Genomic DNA, 15,562 nt, shown 5'->3' on the forward strand with positions numbered 1-15,562 from the left:
CGGCCCCCCCCGCTCCGTCATGACCACCCCGCTCCCTACCCGGCTGCCGCCCCTGCTGCGCAATGCGCTCCGCCCGCTGCTCGACCCGTACCGCCGCTACCGGCACGCGAAGCTGATCCATGCGGCGCGCGTCGCGCTCGCGATTCTCGTGTCGATCGCGCTGTCCACCGGCCTGCACGTGCCGCACGGCGAGTGGTCGACGATCACCGTGCTGATCGTCGTCGGCGGGCTGCAGCATCACGGCAACATCCGCAAGAAGGCGGCCGAGCGCGCGCTCGGCACGTCGATCGGCGCGCTCGCGGGGCTCGGGCTGATCGTGCTGTATTCCGTCTCGCATGCGCCCGTCGCGATCTACCTGCTGATGGCCGTCGCATGCGGCTTCTGCGCGTATCACGCGATCGGCAAGGCCGGCTACATCGCGCTGCTGTCGGCGATCACGATGGTGATCGTCGCCGGGCACGGCGACAACGAGATCGTCGACGGCCTGTGGCGCGCGGTGAACGTGCTGACCGGCATCGCGATCGCACTGGCGTTCTCGTTCGCGCTGCCGCTCTATGCGACCTACTCGTGGCGCTACAAGCTCGCCGATGCGTTGCGTGCGTGCGCGGCCGTGCACGCACGGCTCGCGGGCGACCGCCAGGTCAGCGACGACGCGCACCTGAAGGAAATGGCCGCGCTGAGCGCGCTGCTCGTGCAGTTGCGTTCGCTGATGCCGTCGGTGTCGAAGGAATGCGAGACGTCGATGGCGCAGCTCGAGGCGATCCAGCGCAGCCTGCGCCTGTGCATCGGCTATCTGGAGATCCTGTCGAGCGCGGTGCCGGCCCGCGACGACGTGACGGCCCGCGAATACATGCGCGTCGAGATGAAGGCCGTGAACCGGCGTATCCGCGACACGCTGGTCGGTGCAAGCCGTGCGCTCAAGTTCGGCACGCCGAGCCGGCTCGCGGCGCGCCGCCGCCCGGCCGCCCCGCCGCACGACGCGCCGCCGCAGCAGCTGTCCGGCTATGTGTCGATCACGGCCAAGCTGGCCGGCGAAGTCGATCAGCTGCGCGAGAAGCTGCTGGATACCGCGCAGTCGTGGAATATCTGAGGGACTGACGGATTCCGGGTTTCGAGCGGTCGCCTTTCATATTTCTTTCGACTCGACCAGCCGGCATCCTGACGGCCGCAGCCGCGCCCGCCGGCCGGTCCGGCCCCGTCAACCCGGCCCGCGACCGTGCTCGCGCGGGCCCGTTTCAGCCGCGATTTCGTGCCTTCGGGCATCACGTTCTCCGCCTGGTTAACCGCCCGCCAGGCCCGCCCGACGGGCCGGACGACGATTTCGCGCGAAAATCAGCCCTTGCCCCAACTTCCCGGACAGCCGATACTCGCATATTCCGCGAAATACGATCCCACCGGCTTCAATCCACGGTTATTCCTATGAGCACGATTCTCGAAAGCCTCCCGACCGGCCAGAAGGTCGGTATCGCCTTCTCCGGCGGCCTGGACACCAGCGCAGCGCTGCACTGGATGAAACTCAAGGGCGCCGTCCCGTACGCATACACGGCGAACCTCGGCCAGCCCGACGAAGACGATTACGACGCGATCCCGAAACGCGCGATCGAATACGGCGCAGCCGGCGCCCGCCTGATCGACTGCCGTGCGCAGCTCGTCGCCGAAGGCATCGCGGCGCTGCAAAGCGGCGCGTTCCACATCACGACGGCCGGCGTCACGTACTTCAACACGACGCCGATCGGCCGCGCCGTGACGGGCACGATGCTCGTCGCCGCGATGAAGGAAGACGGCGTCAACATCTGGGGTGACGGCAGCACGTACAAGGGCAACGACATCGAGCGCTTCTACCGCTACGGCCTGCTCGTGAACCCGGATCTGAAGATCTACAAGCCGTGGCTCGACCAGACGTTCATCGACGAGCTCGGCGGCCGCGCCGAAATGTCCGAATTCATGAACCAGGCGGGCTTCGCGTACAAGATGTCGGCCGAGAAGGCCTATTCGACCGACTCGAACCTGCTCGGCGCGACGCACGAAGCGAAGGATCTCGAAAGCCTCGAAAGCGGCATCAAGATCGTGAACCCGATCATGGGTGTCGCGTTCTGGCGCGACGACGTGAAGATCGCCGCGGAAGAAGTGACGGTGCGCTTCGAAGCCGGCCAGCCGGTCGCGCTGAACGGCGTCGAGTTCACCGATCCGGTCGAGCTGCTGCTGGAAGCGAACCGCATCGGCGGCCGCCACGGCCTCGGCATGAGCGACCAGATCGAAAACCGGATCATCGAGGCGAAGAGCCGCGGCATCTACGAAGCCCCGGGCCTCGCGCTGCTGTACATCGCCTACGAGCGTCTCGTCACCGGCATCCACAACGAAGACACGATCGAGCAGTACCGCGAGAACGGCCGCCGCCTCGGCCGCCTGCTGTACCAGGGCCGCTGGTTCGACCCGCAGGCGATCATGCTGCGTGAAACGGCCCAGCGCTGGGTCGCGCGCGCGATTACCGGCGAAGTGAAGATCGAACTGCGCCGCGGCAACGACTACTCGATCCTGAGCACGAAGTCGCCGAACCTCACGTACCAGCCGGAACGCCTGTCGATGGAGAAGGTGGCATCGACGTTCTCGCCGCGCGACCGGATCGGCCAGCTGACGATGCGCAACCTCGACATCACCGATACGCGCGACAAGCTGCGCGTGTACTCGCAAGTCGGGCTGCTGACGCCGGGCGAAAACACGGCGCTGCCGCAGATCAAGGGCGACGACAAATAAGTCGTTTTGCTCGATACCGTGCCGCATCGCTGCATGCGGCACGGTCGGGCAGGCTGCATGAGTGGCGCATCATCGCGCACGCAGCCTGCCACCTCTTCCCTCTCCCGCTTTCCCCCTCCGCATACGCATCACGCCGCGTGACGCACCGACGGCACTGCATCGCCGCGCCCGTCATGGCAAGCTGCGAGTCGTTCGACTCTCCGCCTCTGCTCATGACCACCCTTACCGTCATCCACCTGAATGGCCCGATCAACAGCGGCAAGACGACGATCGGCCTCGCGCTCGCACGCGTGCTGCCCGACGCACGCTTCATCGACGGCGACGATCACGATGCGCCTGACGATGCGCCGTTCGACGTGAAGTGGGCCATCGCGCTCGAACGTCTCGTCACGCAGATCACGACCGCGCGCGAACGCCATCTGGTGATCGCCTATCCGATCGGCGAAGCGGAACACGAACGGCTGCGCGCCGCGTGCAACGCGCGTGAGGCGCGGTTGTTCGTCGTCACGCTTGCGCCGCCTGAGGCGATTGCCGCGTCGAATCGCGGCTCGCGCGCATTGACGGACTGGGAGCGCAACCGGATCGCCGAGATGTATCGCGAAGGCTATGCGTCACGGCCGTTCAGCCAGATGGTGCTCGATACGTCGGGCGCGACGCCCGATGCCTGTGCGGCGCGCATCGCGCAGCACGTCGCTGCTGCCGCGTCGTAACGTCCGCGCCTGTACGCGCGCCTCGGTATCGAAACGCGCATTACGCGCGCCGCGGCTCGGCGGAAAACGGCTTCATCACCCCATGAAGGAAAACGTTTACTCTTTTGAGGCTTCTTGCTAGCATCGTCCCCGACCGGCTGACCAAACCATCCGGAAAGCCGATCGCAAGCATCGAGCATTTCAGTGTCTTCCGCTTTAAACGTCTAGTTTCTCCAGTCGCGTTCGAGCCTTACCTGCTTTCTGTATTTTGGAGTGCTTTCTACAGGCTGCCGATCGCCTTCGCGGCGATCTCACGCCAAAAAAGGAAAACGTTATCCACAACGTGGCGCCCAGCCACGGACAATCAGAGAGAGAGAGAGAGAGAGACATCATGAAGAACCGGATCATCCCGTGCGTCGCCGCCGTCCTGTCCGTTGCGTTCCTGTCCGCCTGCGGCGGTGACGACCCGGCCAGCCCGGCCGCCGCCGCGCGCCAGCAGGCCACCGTCATGGCGCTCAGCCCGTCGAATCCGCCCGGCTCGAACTTCAACCTTGCGCCGTTCACGCTGCAGTTGCCGACCGGCTCGTCCGGCAACGTCACCACCGTGAGCGGCTCGTCGCTCGCGGGCGGCTACGTGAACCCGACGTATTTCTACACGGACGGCAGCGACGGCTCGATGGTGATGATGGACCCGACGCAGGGGTGGACAACGTCCGGCTCGCTGCATCCGCGCACGGAGCTGCGCGAGAACGCGATCTGGCCGACGTCCGGCACCAACCGGCTGAATGCGACGGTGGCCGTCACGCAAGTGCCCGATCACACGACGATCGGCCAGATCTTCCAGGGCACCGGCCCGAGCAAGCCGCTGTGCGAGTTGCAGTTCACGTCCGGCGGCGTCGTGCAGCTGCTGCTCGAAAGCACCAACCAGGGCGGCAAGTCGACCACCACGCCGATCACCACGGTTGGCGTCGGCAAGACGTTCAGCTATGCGCTGAGCCTGAGCGGCACGACGATCACCGTCACCGCGAACGGCACGACCAAGACCTTCACGATGGATTCGAGCTTCGACGGCGAGAGCTTCTACTTCAAGGCGGGCGACTACGACCAGACGGCCGTGTCCGGCACGCCGCTCACGACGCCCGGCACCGTCGTGAAGTTCTATGCGCTGACGCTCACGCACAGCTGAAGGGGATCGCGCGTCACGACGCACGGAGCCGGACGGGTATGCAACGCACACCCGCCCGGCTTTTCTGCGCGCATGCCACGCTTACGAGTGATGCCGCACGCCCGGCACGACCGCTTCCCGCGCGCTCTTGCGGCTCAGCATCAGCGTGACGACCGCCGACACCGCGAGCGTGCCGGCCACCACGTACAGCCCCGCCGCATACCCGCCCGTCGCATGCTTCAGCCAGCCGATCGCGAACGGCCCGACGAACCCGCCGAGATTGCCGATCGAGTTGATCATCGCGATGCCCGCCGCCGCGCCGGCACCCGACAGGAACGCGCTCGGCATCGCCCACAGCGGCGCCTTCGCGGCGCTGATCCCGATGTTGACGACGACCAGCGCGAGCACGGTCAGCAGCGCGGTGCTCGCCTGCCCCGCGAACACGAAGCCGATGCACGCGAGCACGCACGGAATCACGACGTGCCAGGTGCGCTCGCCGGTGCGATCCGAATGCCGCGCCCACACGATCATCGCGACGACGGCGGCGATGCTGGGGATGCCGGTCAGCAAGCCCGTCTGCAACGCGGTGAAGCCGAACTGCCTGACCATCAGCGGCGCCCACAGCCCGAGCGTATAGAGCCCCGCCGACGTGCCGAAGTAGATCAGCGCGAGCGCCAGCACGCGCGGATCGCGCAGCGCCTGCCACGCGCCGGCCGTGTGCCCGGCGTGCGTATGCCGTGCGTCGGCTTCGGCCTTCAGCTTCGCGATCAGCCAGTCGCGCTCGTCGGCGCGCAGCCATGCGGCCTTCGACGGCGAATCGGTCAGGCACTTCAGCACGACGAAGCCGAGCACGACCGCCGGCAGCGCTTCGACGATGTACAGCATCTGCCAGTCGGCGAGCCCGAACATCGGCGGCATCTGCATGATCGCGCCCGACAGCGGCGAACCGATCGCGGTCGAGATCGGCGCGGCCGCCATGAACCATGCGGCGGCCACCGCGCGCTGCTTCGCGGGGAACCACAGGCTCAGGTACAGGATGATGCCGGGGAAGAAGCCGGCTTCGGCCATGCCGAGCAGGAAGCGCAGCACGTAGAAGCTCGTCGGCCCGGCCGCGAATGCGGACACGGCCGACACGATCCCCCACGTGATCATCACGCGCGCGATCCAGATGCGCGCGCCGACACGATGGAGGATCAGGTTGGACGGCACTTCGAACAGAAAGTAGCCGATGAAGAACAGGCCGCCGCCGAACCCGAACGCGGTCGGCGACAGGCCGATCGCCTTGTTCATCGTCATCGCGGCGAAGCCGACGTTGACGCGATCGAGAAAGCTGACGAAGTAAAGCAGCATCACGAACGGAATGATGCGCCACATCAGTTTCCGCGAGACGCGGGTTTCCAGATCCGCTTGCATGTGTCTCCTCCTTCGAGGTCGAGCCGTGCTCTGTCTGTGAATGTTCGGCGGCGCCGGGATGAAGCCGGCGACGGGCAGCCGGCGACGGGCAGCCAGCGGCCGGCGCCCGGCTCGCGTCGGATGCGCGAGTCCCGGGCAGGAAAATCCGCGGACGGCGCCCGCCTGCCGCTTGCGCAGGCGCGCCGCCAGCCCGTTCGTCAGGCCGCGACCGCCGCGTGCGCGACGCGCTCGCACACGGCCGCCGTCACCTGCGCGGTCGTCGCACTGCCGCCGAGATCGCGCGTATGCAGCGACGGGTCGGCCGTCACGGCCTCGATCGCTTGCATCACGCGCGCGGCGGCGTCCGTTTCGCCGAGATGCTCGAGCAGCATCACGACCGACCAGAACGTGCCGACCGGATTCGCGAGCCCCTTGCCCATGATGTCGAACGCGGAACCGTGGATCGGCTCGAACATCGACGGGTAGCGACGCTCGGGATCGATGTTGCCGGTCGGCGCGATGCCGAGGCTGCCGGCCAGCGCGGCGGCGAGATCGCTGAGGATGTCCGCGTGCAGGTTGGTCGCGACGATCGTGTCGAGCGACGCCGGCCGGTTGACCATGCGCGCGGTCGCTGCATCGACGAGTTCCTTGTCCCACGTCACGTCGGGGAATTCCTGCGCGATCTGCTTCGCGATCTCGTCCCACATCACCATCGCGTGGCGCTGCGCGTTGCTCTTCGTGATCACGGTCAGCAGCTTGCGGGGGCGCGACTGCGCGAGCCGGAACGCGAAGCGCATGATGCGTTCGACACCGGCGCGCGTGAGGATCGACACGTCGGTCGCGGCTTCGATCGGATGGCCCTGGTGCACGCGGCCGCCGACGCCCGCGTATTCGCCTTCGGAGTTCTCGCGGACGATCACCCAGTTCAGGTCGTCCGGCCCGCAGCGCTTCAGCGGCGCGTCGATGCCCGGCAGGATGCGCGTCGGGCGCACGTTCGCGTACTGGTCGAAGCCCTGGCAGATCTTCAGGCGCAGCCCCCACAGCGTCACGTGGTCGGGCACGTCGGGGTCGCCCGCCGAGCCGAACAGGATCGCGTCCTTGCCGCGCAGCGCGTCGAGGCCGTCGGCCGGCATCATCGCGCCGTGCTGGCGGTAGTAATCGGCGCCCCAGTCGAAATCCTCGAACTCGAAGGCAAAGCGGTCGCTGCCGCGGGCCAGCGTTTCCAGCACCTGCTTGCCGGCCGGCACCACTTCCTTGCCGATGCCGTCGCCGGGAATCGTTGCGATACGGTAGGTCTTCATGCGGACATCCTCGATTGATCGTGAGCGTGAACGCACTTTACCGAACCAGGAGTGTAGAAACCGGGGCTATACTCAAAGCATCTTTAACTTCAATTCACAAATCCCGTCATGTCGGATACTGTCCAGCCGGCCGATCTCGGTTTCTTCTCGACGCTGGCCGCGTCGGGCAGCCTGAGCGCGGCCGCGCGCGAACTCGGGCTGACCGCCGCGGCCGTCAGCAAGCGGCTCACGCAGATGGAGCGGCGCGCGGGCGTGACGCTCGTCAACCGCACGACGCGGCGGATGATGCTGACGCCCGAGGGCGACGTGTATCTCGACTACGCGCGCCGGATCCTCGACCAGATGGACGAACTCGGCGAACTGCTCGGCAGCGCGAAGCAGCGGCCGAAAGGGCTGCTGCGCGTGAACGCGACACTCGGGTTCGGGCGCAGCCACATCGGCCCCGCGATCTCGCGCTTCGTCGCGCGCTATCCGGAGGTGTCGGTGCAGCTGCAGTTGTCGGTGATGCCGCCGCCGCTCACCGACGATGCATTCGACGTGTGCATCCGCTTCGGCGAGCCGCCCGACACGCGCGTCGTCGCGCGGCGGCTCGCGCCGAACCGCCGGCTGCTGTGCGCGGCGCCCGCCTACCTCGCGCGGCACGGCACGCCCGGCACGCCGCACGACCTCGCGCGGCACAACTGCATCGGCATCCGGCAAGGCGACGAAGGGTACGGCGTCTGGCGCCTGACGAGCGGCCGCGGCGCGGCGCGCCACACGGAAGCCATGCGGATCAACGGCAACCTGACGACGAACGACGGCGAGATCGCGGTGAAGTGGGCGCTCGACGGACACGGGATCCTGATGCGCGCGGAGTGGGACCTGCGCGACTATCTCGCCGACGGGCGTCTCGTCGTCGTGCTGCCCGATCACGAAACGCCGAGCGCCGATATCTACGCGGTGTATGCGCAGCGTCACCAGATGTCCACGCGGATTCGCGCGTTCGTCGATTTTCTGGCGGAAGAACTGGGGCGGTTGAAGGCGGCGTAGGAATCGGAACGGCACGCGTGGCGGCTCCGCGCGCAGGGAACGCACACAAGAACGCCAATATTTTGGCTATTTTTTGTTGAAATCACCAAAATATTAGCATCGCGGACATCCATCCAGCCCTCAAGATGTCCATGAACCATGCCAATGGTGCTAATATTTTGGCATCTTCGTTAGCAAAATATGGAAATATTGGCTTCATGGCAAAGAAGACCGCCCCGCTCCTGCCTGTATCGAACCAGTTGCTCGCCGAATTCGGCGAGCGGCTGAAACTTGCGCGCCTGCGCCGCAAACTGACGGCCAAGCAGGTCGCGGAACGCGCCGGCATGTCACCAATGACACTCCGCTCACTGGAAGCCGGTGGGTCGGGCGTCACCATTGGCGCTTATCTGTCCGTCATGCAGGTTCTGGGGCTCCAGAACGATCTGGAAAATCTCGCCGCCACGGACGAATTCGGCCGCCAGCTTCAAGACGCGCGGCTCGTCCAACCGCGGCCCGAACGACGAACCGCGCCACGTCCGTCCTCTGCCGCATCGTCTGGGCCCGAGCGGCACAATCGTGCAACCGCTTCTTCCGCCACGAAAACGACCGACGCAGACAGCGCAGCCTCCGACACCACCGACCGCGGCGATGCCCGCAGCACGACGGCCGCCGATCTTGCCGCGTTGCTGAAGCCGGCACGAAAACGGCATGGGGAGCATCACGGGAAATGACCACGATCGGTGTCTACGCAGATTGGGACGGCTTGCCGGCTCCGCAAAAGCTCGGACTCCTGCACAGCCGCAAGACGCGGGCGAGCGAGCGGTTCGAGTTCCAGTATGCGTCTGCCGCGCTGGCGGCACCCGAATTCGCAAACGTGCAGATCGATCCGGCAATCGGTTGCTTCGAAGGCCCCCAATATCCGGCCCCGCCGCGCGACGCGTTCGGCGCCTTCGCGGACTCCAGCCCCGATCGATGGGGCCGCATGCTGATGGATCGCAGGCTGGAGCGTGACATTCGCGCCGGCCTGCAACCGAAAGGCACTCGCCTGCACGAATCGGACTACCTGCTTGGCGTGCACGATCTGTATCGCGTCGGCGCATTGCGTTACAAGCTCGACGACGCCGGAGCGTTCCTCGACGACCGTCACGATCTCGCCGCCCCACCGTTCGCCGAGATTCGCGAACTGGAGCACGCGAGTCGCGCGCTGGAGGAAGACGTCGACAATACCGCCCCGAATGGCCGCGACTGGCTGTCGATGCTCATCGCCCCTGGCGGCTCGCTCGGCGGCGCAAGACCCAAGGCAAGTGTGGCCGACGATCAAGGCCGCCTTTATATCGCGAAGTTTCCAAGCGCACGCGACGACTACGATGTCGGTGGTTGGGAGATGGTCGTCAATGCGCTGGCGGTGGGTTGCGGCCTCAACGTCGCACACGCCGAAGCAAGAAAATTCGCCAGCGATCACCACTGCTTCCTGGTCAGGCGATTCGATCGGACGGAGAAGGGCCGACGCCTGCATTTCGCATCGGCGATGACCATGACCAACCACGTCGACGGCGACGATGCGTCGACTGGCGTCAGCTACCTGGAACTGGCCGAAGTGCTCATGAGGCACGGCTCGCAGCCGAACGCCGACTTGCGCGAGCTGTGGGCGCGAATCGTCTTCAACCTGCTAGTTTCGAACACCGACGATCATCTCCGCAATCACGGCTTCATTCTGGTGCCGGGTGCGGGGTGGCGGCTCTCGGCGGCCTACGACATGAACCCAGTCGCGATCGCGGACGGGCTCAAGCTCAACATTACGGAAGCCGACAACGCACTCGACCTCGAACTCGCCCGCGAGGTCTGCGAGTATTTTCGGCTCAAGCTGCAGGACGCCGACGAGATCATCGACGACTTCAGCGACATCGTCGGCCAGTGGAGAACGCTTGCGACGCGGCTCGCGCTCCCTGCCAGGGAACAGGAGCGAATGGCCGGCGCGTTCCATCTCGCGAGCGCTTGATCGTTCTTCGCCCACCGCGCATCCTTCACGCCATCGCGACCTCACTACCCTCGCGATCGTCGACCTCGATCGTTTCCGGCGCCGGCCGCCGCGCCACGCCTCCCGCGACGACGAGCCCTTCGAGGTCCCGCGACGCGTCCGAAAAACGCTCGGCGATCCAGTCGACGAACGCGCGCACGCCGGGCGATACATGCGGGCGCTTCACGTAGACCGCCGACACGGCAGCCGCCTCGGGCTGCCAGCGCGGCAGCACTTCCCGCAGCCGACCGGCGTCGATCAGCGGCTGCGCGGCGATGCGCGTCGGCTGGATCAGCCCGAGGCCATGCACGCCGCAGGCCAGATACGCCTGCTCGTCGTCCACGCTGACGATGCTGTCGAGCCGGATCTTGCGCACGACGTCGTCCGCGACGAAATCGAGCTCGGCCGTGCGCTGGCCGGACACCGGCGTGCCGCCGACCGCACGGTGCGCCGTCAGCGCGTCGAGCGTGCGTGGAATGCCGAAGCGGTCGAGATACGCGGGGCTCGCGCACGTCACGCGCTCGAGCGTGCCGAGCCGGCGCGCGACGAGTGACGAATCGGGCAGCGCACCCAGCCGGATACGGCAGTCGATCGCGTCGGCATCGCGATCGCCCGCGCGCCCGGCCACGCCCAGCATCAGCACGAGATCGGGATGCCGTGCATGAAACGCGTCGAGCGCCGGCAGCACGATCGCGCCGGCCACCGACGCCGGCACCTCGACGCGCAGCGGCCCGCTCGGGTGCCGCGCTGCGCCGCGAATGCTGGCTTCGAGCTCGTCGACGTCCGCCGTGATGCTCACGCAGCGCCGGTAATACGCATCGCCTTCGGACGTCGCCCGCAGCGCGCGCGTCGTGCGCACCAGCAGCGGCGTGCCGAGCGCCGCTTCGAGTTCCTGCACGGTGCGCGTCGCGGTGGCGCGCGAGATGCCGAGCGCCAGCGCCGCGCGTGTAAAGCTCTTCATTTCGACGATGCGCGTGAAGATGCGCATCGCGCGGATCGGATTGTCCACCGCTCACCCCTGCGTGGTTGCGACATGCCGCGGCGCGCATGCGCACCGTGCATGTGTGTCGTTGTCGACGAAAGCCGCGCGGCTCGCGCGGCGGCCGGTTCAGGCGTTCGCCGCCGCCATGCTGCGCGCGGGTTCCGCAAGCAGCCGCTGCGCGAGCGCCAGCGCGTCGTCGCGGGTCGCCGCCGCGTTCAGCGGATAGCCCCAGACCTTCTCGAACGTGCCCGAAAATGCATCGAGCGCGACACGCCGCGCCGCATCGGGCTCGATCGCGATCATCGCGGGGATCCACTCGCGCGACTGCGCACGGTTGGCCTTGCTCCACTTCGCGAGCTGCTTGCGCATTTCGTGATCGGCGTCGCCGCGATCGTCGCCGGACGGCGCATCGTCGGTCAGAAGAACGAAACGTTCGCCGCGTGCCAGCAACGCATCGAGCTCGGCGATCAGTTGGGCGGGTTCGAGGTGCGTCGAACCGCTGTAATGCAGCCAGACAAACGGGAATTCAGTCGTGGTGATTTGCATGTCGACCTCCAGATGAGAACGATTCTCATTTTATGGATCGAGGCCAGACACGTCATTTCTCATCCCGGCCAACTGCTTTTTCAATCCGGCCAAACGTGCGTGAACGCCGGTGTGCCGCGGTCGTTCAGCGCTGCCGGTCGGTCAGGAATTGCGTCGGCGACTTGCCGGTCGCCTTGCGGAACATCGTTACGAAGCTGCTCGCGCTCTCGTAGCCGAGGTCGATCGCGATCTGGTGCACGCGGCGGCCGGTCGTCAGCATCCGCAGCGACAACGCGACGTGCAGCCGCCGGCGCCAGTCGCCGAGGCTCATCCCGAGCTCCTTCGTCGCGAGCCGTGTGAGGCTGCGCTCGCTGACGCCCGCGCGTCGCGCGAGTTCGGGCAGCGGCGACTTGTCGGCCGGATCGTCGAGCAGATGATCGATCAGCTTGCGCAGCCGGCGGTCGGTCGGCATCGGCAGGTACAGATCCTCGACCGGCGCCGCCACGAGTTCGTCGAGCAGCGTCGCCATCAGCCGCCCTTGCGGCCCGTCGACGTCGTACAGGTTCGGGAAGCTCGCGGCTTTCAGCAGCAGCTCGCGCAGCAGCGGCGACACGGACAGCGTGCAGCAGCGTGCGGGCAGGTCGAGCGCGGCGTCGGGTTCGACCAGCACCGCATAGAAGGTCGCACCGGCCGAGCCGCGCGCGGCATGCGGGACGTCGCCGGGAATCCATACCGTGCATTGCGGCGGCGCGCTCCACACGCCGCCGTCGATCTCGCAATAGACGACGCCGCTCAGCGTGTAGAGCAGCTGCGCCTGGCGATGGCTGTGCCGTTCCAGCCGCCATTCGGGCTCGACGACCGAGCCGCCGAACACGACGAGCGGACGCGGCACGTGATAGACGTCGGCGTCCGCGGCGGGATCGGTGGTCGGTGGAAGCTCGCGCATGAAACGATGGGCGGTGGAGGAAGCCGGACGCCGTGCTGCGCGCCCTTTCGTGCTTATACCAGAAAGGCGCGCGTCCAACCGGGTCGTCCAGCGGCCCGCCAGCGGCCGCGCGCCGAACCGAATACAATGCCCCGATCCCCCCGCCGCTGCGCCAACCTGCCGGAGCCGCCATGTTCGACCTGACCACGCTGACCACCTTCACGGCCGTCGTTCTGGGCCTGTTTCTGATCCCCGGCCCCGCCGTGCTGCTCGTGCTGAGCCGCACCGTGCAGGGCGGACGCAAGACCGGCATCCTGACCGGCCTCGGCGTCGCGAGCGGCGACTTCGTGCACACGCTGTTCGCGGCCGTCGGGCTGTCCGCGCTGCTGATGACGTCGGCGCTCGCGTTCAACGTCGTGAAACTGGTCGGCGCCGCGTACCTGATCTATCTCGGCGTGCGGGCGCTGCTGGAAAAGGCGTCCGATCCGTCGCTGCCGCAAGTGTCGCCCGTCACGCCGCTCAAGGCGTACCTGCAGGCCATTCCCGCCGAAGTGCTGAATCCGAAGACCGCGCTGTTCTTCCTCGCGTTCATGCCGCAGTTCGTGCATCCGGAGCGCGGCTCGACGTTCGTGCAGTTCGCGGTGCTCGGGCTGATCTTCGTCGTGCTCAGCTCGATCTACACGACGCTGATCGCGTGCTCGATCCGCCCGCTCGGCCGCATCGTGAAACGGCTCACGTGGCTCACGCGCTGGCAAGGCAAGATCATCGGTTCGATCTTCATCGCGCTCGGGCTGCGCGTGGCCGTGCAGCAGCGCTGATACGCGCGGCCGCATGACGCCTGCCGACCCGGAGCGCCTCTACGCCGATCCGCGCCTCGTCGCGGTTTACGACCTGTTCAACGCGGGCGATCACGACTTCGCGTTCTACGCATCCGTGATCGGCGCCGCGCCGCAACGCATCCTCGATCTCGGCTGCGGCACCGGCACGTTCGCGCGCCGGCTCGCGGCGGCCGGACATGACGTCGTCGCGATCGATCCGGCGCCGGCGATGATCGAATACGCACGACGCCAGCCGCGCGCCGACACCGTGCGCTGGTTCGCGTGCGAACTCGGCAGCCTCCCGCCCGGCGCGCCGTTCGATGCGGTCGTGATGACCGGGCATGCGTTCCAGTGCCTGCTGACCGATGACGAAATCGACGCGGCGCTGCGTGGCGTGCGGCACGTGCTCGCCGATGGCGGCCGCTTCCTGTTCGACACCCGCAACCCTCGCCTCGAGCCGTGGCGTGCGTGGACCCCCGCGCATTCGGCACGCAGCGTCGAATCGCGCGACTTCGGCCGCGTCGATCTCCATCACGCAGTGCGTGCGGTCGACCGCGCAATCGTGACGTTCGACACGCACTACCGCTTCCACCGCGACGATACGGTGCTGACGAACACGAGCCGGCTGCGTTTCATCGGGCAACCCGAATTGCAGGCACGCGTGGCGGCAGCCGGATTCGCGTCGGCCGACTGGTACGGCGGCTGGCAGCATGCGCCATTCGACGAAGCGGCCAGCGCGGAGATCATCGCGATCTGCCGCGCCTGAGTGCGCTTGAGTGCGCGAGCGTCGACGACGTCAGCCCGCAATGGGCAGCGCATCGACCGCATACGCATGTCGAATCGTGCGGCCCAGCACCGGATCTTCCAGCTCGACCTCGAACCGCTCGGCCGGCCGGATGCCGCCGATCGCGGCCAGCGTGCCGCACAGCATCGCGGTGCCGTCGACGAAGCGGCCATCGTCGCGCGCGAACTGTGCGAGCAGATCGTCCGGCGCGCGCATCGCCGTCACCTTGCCTTCCTGATACAGCACGCGCTCGCCGTCGATCGTCGCGTACGCGCGCAGCACGAGCTGATCCCAGTGCCCGGCCACGTCGTCGAATTTCCACAGAGTGTTCGCGCACGGCTTGCCGCACATCTGCTTCGAGACGGTGATCCCGTACGTCTCGACCTCGCGATCGGTGTGGTCGGACGCGATGCCGACGAACGTCTCGCCGCCGTCGCGCACCAGCACGAACTCCGCCTCGCCGCTGCTCTGCCCGCCCGATACCTGGATCGCGGGCGACAGGTCGAGGCGATCGGCCGCGACGCGGTAGAACACCGGTGTCGTCGCCGGGCGCTTGACGCCGAGTGCTTCCAGCTCGCGGATGTGCTTCTCCATGGCGACCGTGTCGCGTCCGGTCCAGCCCGCGATCACGAGCGTGTCGATCGCGATCGCGCGCTCGGTGCGGCCGTCGCGACCGTCGATCGCGAACGTGATGGTTTTCATCGAATGCTCCTCGTGGCGGGCAGCGCACGATACTGCGCTGCCCGCGATGTGTCGTGAATGGCCGCGCTTATGCCGGGTCGTAGTAGTGGATCTCGAGCAGCACGCAGCCGCCGTTCGACTTGAACGGGCCGTGCCATGCACCGGGCGGACGCACCGCGTACGTGTAGCCGTTGAACGGCGTGCCGCCGTCGCCGTGCTCGTCGTTGCCGACGGTCAGGTCGCCTTCGACCAGAAACACTTCTTCCCAGTAGTCGTGCACGAACGGCTTCTTCGTATGCAGTCCGGCCGGCAGGCGCAGCAGGCGCGTGCGGCTGCCGCGCTTGCGCTCGGTATCGAGCGCGCCGGACAGGATCAGCTCCTGCGCGCCGGATGCCGGGTCATAACCTTCCGGCAACTGCCAGTCGCGCTGCATGTCCAGCGTATGGAATTCGTCGTGAAGCTTGTTGATGGCCATCTGTCTCTCCTGAATGCGATAGCGGGTGAAGTTGGATGCGACCGGA

General features: G+C 67.1%; 16 protein-coding genes. 9 read left to right on the plus strand and 7 right to left on the minus strand.

The window, feature by feature from the left end:
- Positions 1 to 19 precede the first annotated feature (19 nt).
- From HWX87_RS05445 to HWX87_RS05460, 4 genes are all read left to right on the plus strand, one after another.
- Positions 20 to 1,090: an FUSC family protein gene (locus tag HWX87_RS05445; protein ID WP_176046134.1), complete on the plus strand. Its 1,071-nt coding sequence runs from the start codon at positions 20 to 22 to the stop codon at positions 1,088 to 1,090.
- A gap of 329 nt (positions 1,091 to 1,419) precedes the next feature.
- Positions 1,420 to 2,754, plus strand: a complete 1,335-nt coding sequence (argG, locus tag HWX87_RS05450; RefSeq protein ID WP_176046135.1) for an argininosuccinate synthase — start codon at positions 1,420 to 1,422, stop codon at positions 2,752 to 2,754.
- A 212-nt stretch (positions 2,755 to 2,966) separates the two neighbouring features.
- Positions 2,967 to 3,464: a shikimate kinase gene (locus HWX87_RS05455; protein WP_176046136.1), complete on the plus strand. Its 498-nt coding sequence runs from the start codon at positions 2,967 to 2,969 to the stop codon at positions 3,462 to 3,464.
- Positions 3,465 to 3,834: 370 nt separating this feature from the next.
- Positions 3,835 to 4,629 carry a polysaccharide lyase family 7 protein gene (locus HWX87_RS05460; RefSeq protein ID WP_176046137.1) on the plus strand — a complete coding sequence of 265 codons (795 nt, stop codon included), beginning with the start codon at positions 3,835 to 3,837 and terminating at the stop codon, positions 4,627 to 4,629.
- 81 nt (positions 4,630 to 4,710) lie between these two features.
- Here HWX87_RS05460 and HWX87_RS05465 read toward each other — a convergent pair whose 3' ends face one another.
- Together HWX87_RS05465 and HWX87_RS05470 are read right to left on the minus strand one after the other, a co-directional pair.
- Positions 4,711 to 6,021: an MFS transporter gene (locus HWX87_RS05465; RefSeq protein ID WP_176046138.1), complete on the minus strand. Its 1,311-nt coding sequence runs from the start codon at positions 6,019 to 6,021 to the stop codon at positions 4,711 to 4,713.
- Positions 6,022 to 6,218: 197 nt separating this feature from the next.
- A complete protein-coding gene (locus tag HWX87_RS05470; protein WP_176046139.1) occupies positions 6,219 to 7,301 on the minus strand; it encodes a tartrate dehydrogenase in 1,083 nt (360 codons plus the stop codon).
- A gap of 108 nt (positions 7,302 to 7,409) precedes the next feature.
- Here HWX87_RS05470 and HWX87_RS05475 point away from each other — a divergent pair, with 108 nt between their 5' ends.
- From HWX87_RS05475 to HWX87_RS05485, 3 genes are all read left to right on the plus strand, one after another.
- The gene (locus HWX87_RS05475) at positions 7,410 to 8,330 is read left to right on the plus strand and encodes a LysR substrate-binding domain-containing protein (protein WP_176046140.1); all 921 of its coding nucleotides are present in this window, start codon (positions 7,410 to 7,412) and stop codon (positions 8,328 to 8,330) included.
- Positions 8,331 to 8,461: 131 nt separating this feature from the next.
- Positions 8,462 to 9,040, plus strand: coding sequence for a helix-turn-helix domain-containing protein (locus HWX87_RS05480; RefSeq protein ID WP_244137601.1), 579 nt, complete (start codon positions 8,462 to 8,464; stop codon positions 9,038 to 9,040).
- Positions 9,037 to 10,308, plus strand: coding sequence for a HipA domain-containing protein (locus HWX87_RS05485; RefSeq protein WP_176046141.1), 1,272 nt, complete (start codon positions 9,037 to 9,039; stop codon positions 10,306 to 10,308). Before HWX87_RS05480 ends, HWX87_RS05485 begins: the two co-directional genes overlap by 4 nt.
- 25 nt (positions 10,309 to 10,333) lie before the next feature.
- Here HWX87_RS05485 and HWX87_RS05490 read toward each other — a convergent pair whose 3' ends face one another.
- From HWX87_RS05490 to HWX87_RS05500, 3 genes are all read right to left on the minus strand, one after another.
- Entirely contained in the window at positions 10,334 to 11,335 is a 1,002-nt protein-coding gene (locus tag HWX87_RS05490; RefSeq protein ID WP_176046142.1) for a LysR family transcriptional regulator, read from the minus strand.
- Positions 11,336 to 11,434: 99 nt separating this feature from the next.
- On the minus strand, positions 11,435 to 11,854 hold the full coding sequence (locus HWX87_RS05495; protein WP_176046143.1) for an ATP--cob(I)alamin adenosyltransferase: 420 nt from the start codon (positions 11,852 to 11,854) through the stop codon (positions 11,435 to 11,437).
- A gap of 124 nt (positions 11,855 to 11,978) precedes the next feature.
- Positions 11,979 to 12,779, minus strand: a complete 801-nt coding sequence (locus tag HWX87_RS05500; protein WP_176046144.1) for a helix-turn-helix transcriptional regulator — start codon at positions 12,777 to 12,779, stop codon at positions 11,979 to 11,981.
- Between the two features lie 170 nt (positions 12,780 to 12,949).
- Here HWX87_RS05500 and HWX87_RS05505 point away from each other — a divergent pair, with 170 nt between their 5' ends.
- Entirely contained in the window at positions 12,950 to 13,576 is a 627-nt protein-coding gene (locus tag HWX87_RS05505; protein WP_176046145.1) for a LysE family translocator, read from the plus strand.
- Positions 13,577 to 13,589: 13 nt separating this feature from the next.
- Positions 13,590 to 14,342, plus strand: a complete 753-nt coding sequence (locus tag HWX87_RS05510) for a class I SAM-dependent methyltransferase (RefSeq protein WP_176046146.1) — start codon at positions 13,590 to 13,592, stop codon at positions 14,340 to 14,342.
- A gap of 30 nt (positions 14,343 to 14,372) precedes the next feature.
- On the opposite strand, the gene HWX87_RS05515 is transcribed toward HWX87_RS05510, so the two are convergent.
- Positions 14,373 to 15,062, minus strand: a complete 690-nt coding sequence (locus tag HWX87_RS05515) for a DUF2848 domain-containing protein (RefSeq protein ID WP_176046147.1) — start codon at positions 15,060 to 15,062, stop codon at positions 14,373 to 14,375.
- Between the two features lie 67 nt (positions 15,063 to 15,129).
- Positions 15,130 to 15,516, minus strand: a complete 387-nt coding sequence (locus HWX87_RS05520; RefSeq protein WP_176046148.1) for a cupin — start codon at positions 15,514 to 15,516, stop codon at positions 15,130 to 15,132.
- Positions 15,517 to 15,562: the final 46 nt, after the last annotated feature.

This window comes from Burkholderia sp. BCC1644, from assembly GCF_902833225.1.
Classification (GTDB): domain Bacteria; phylum Pseudomonadota; class Gammaproteobacteria; order Burkholderiales; family Burkholderiaceae; genus Burkholderia.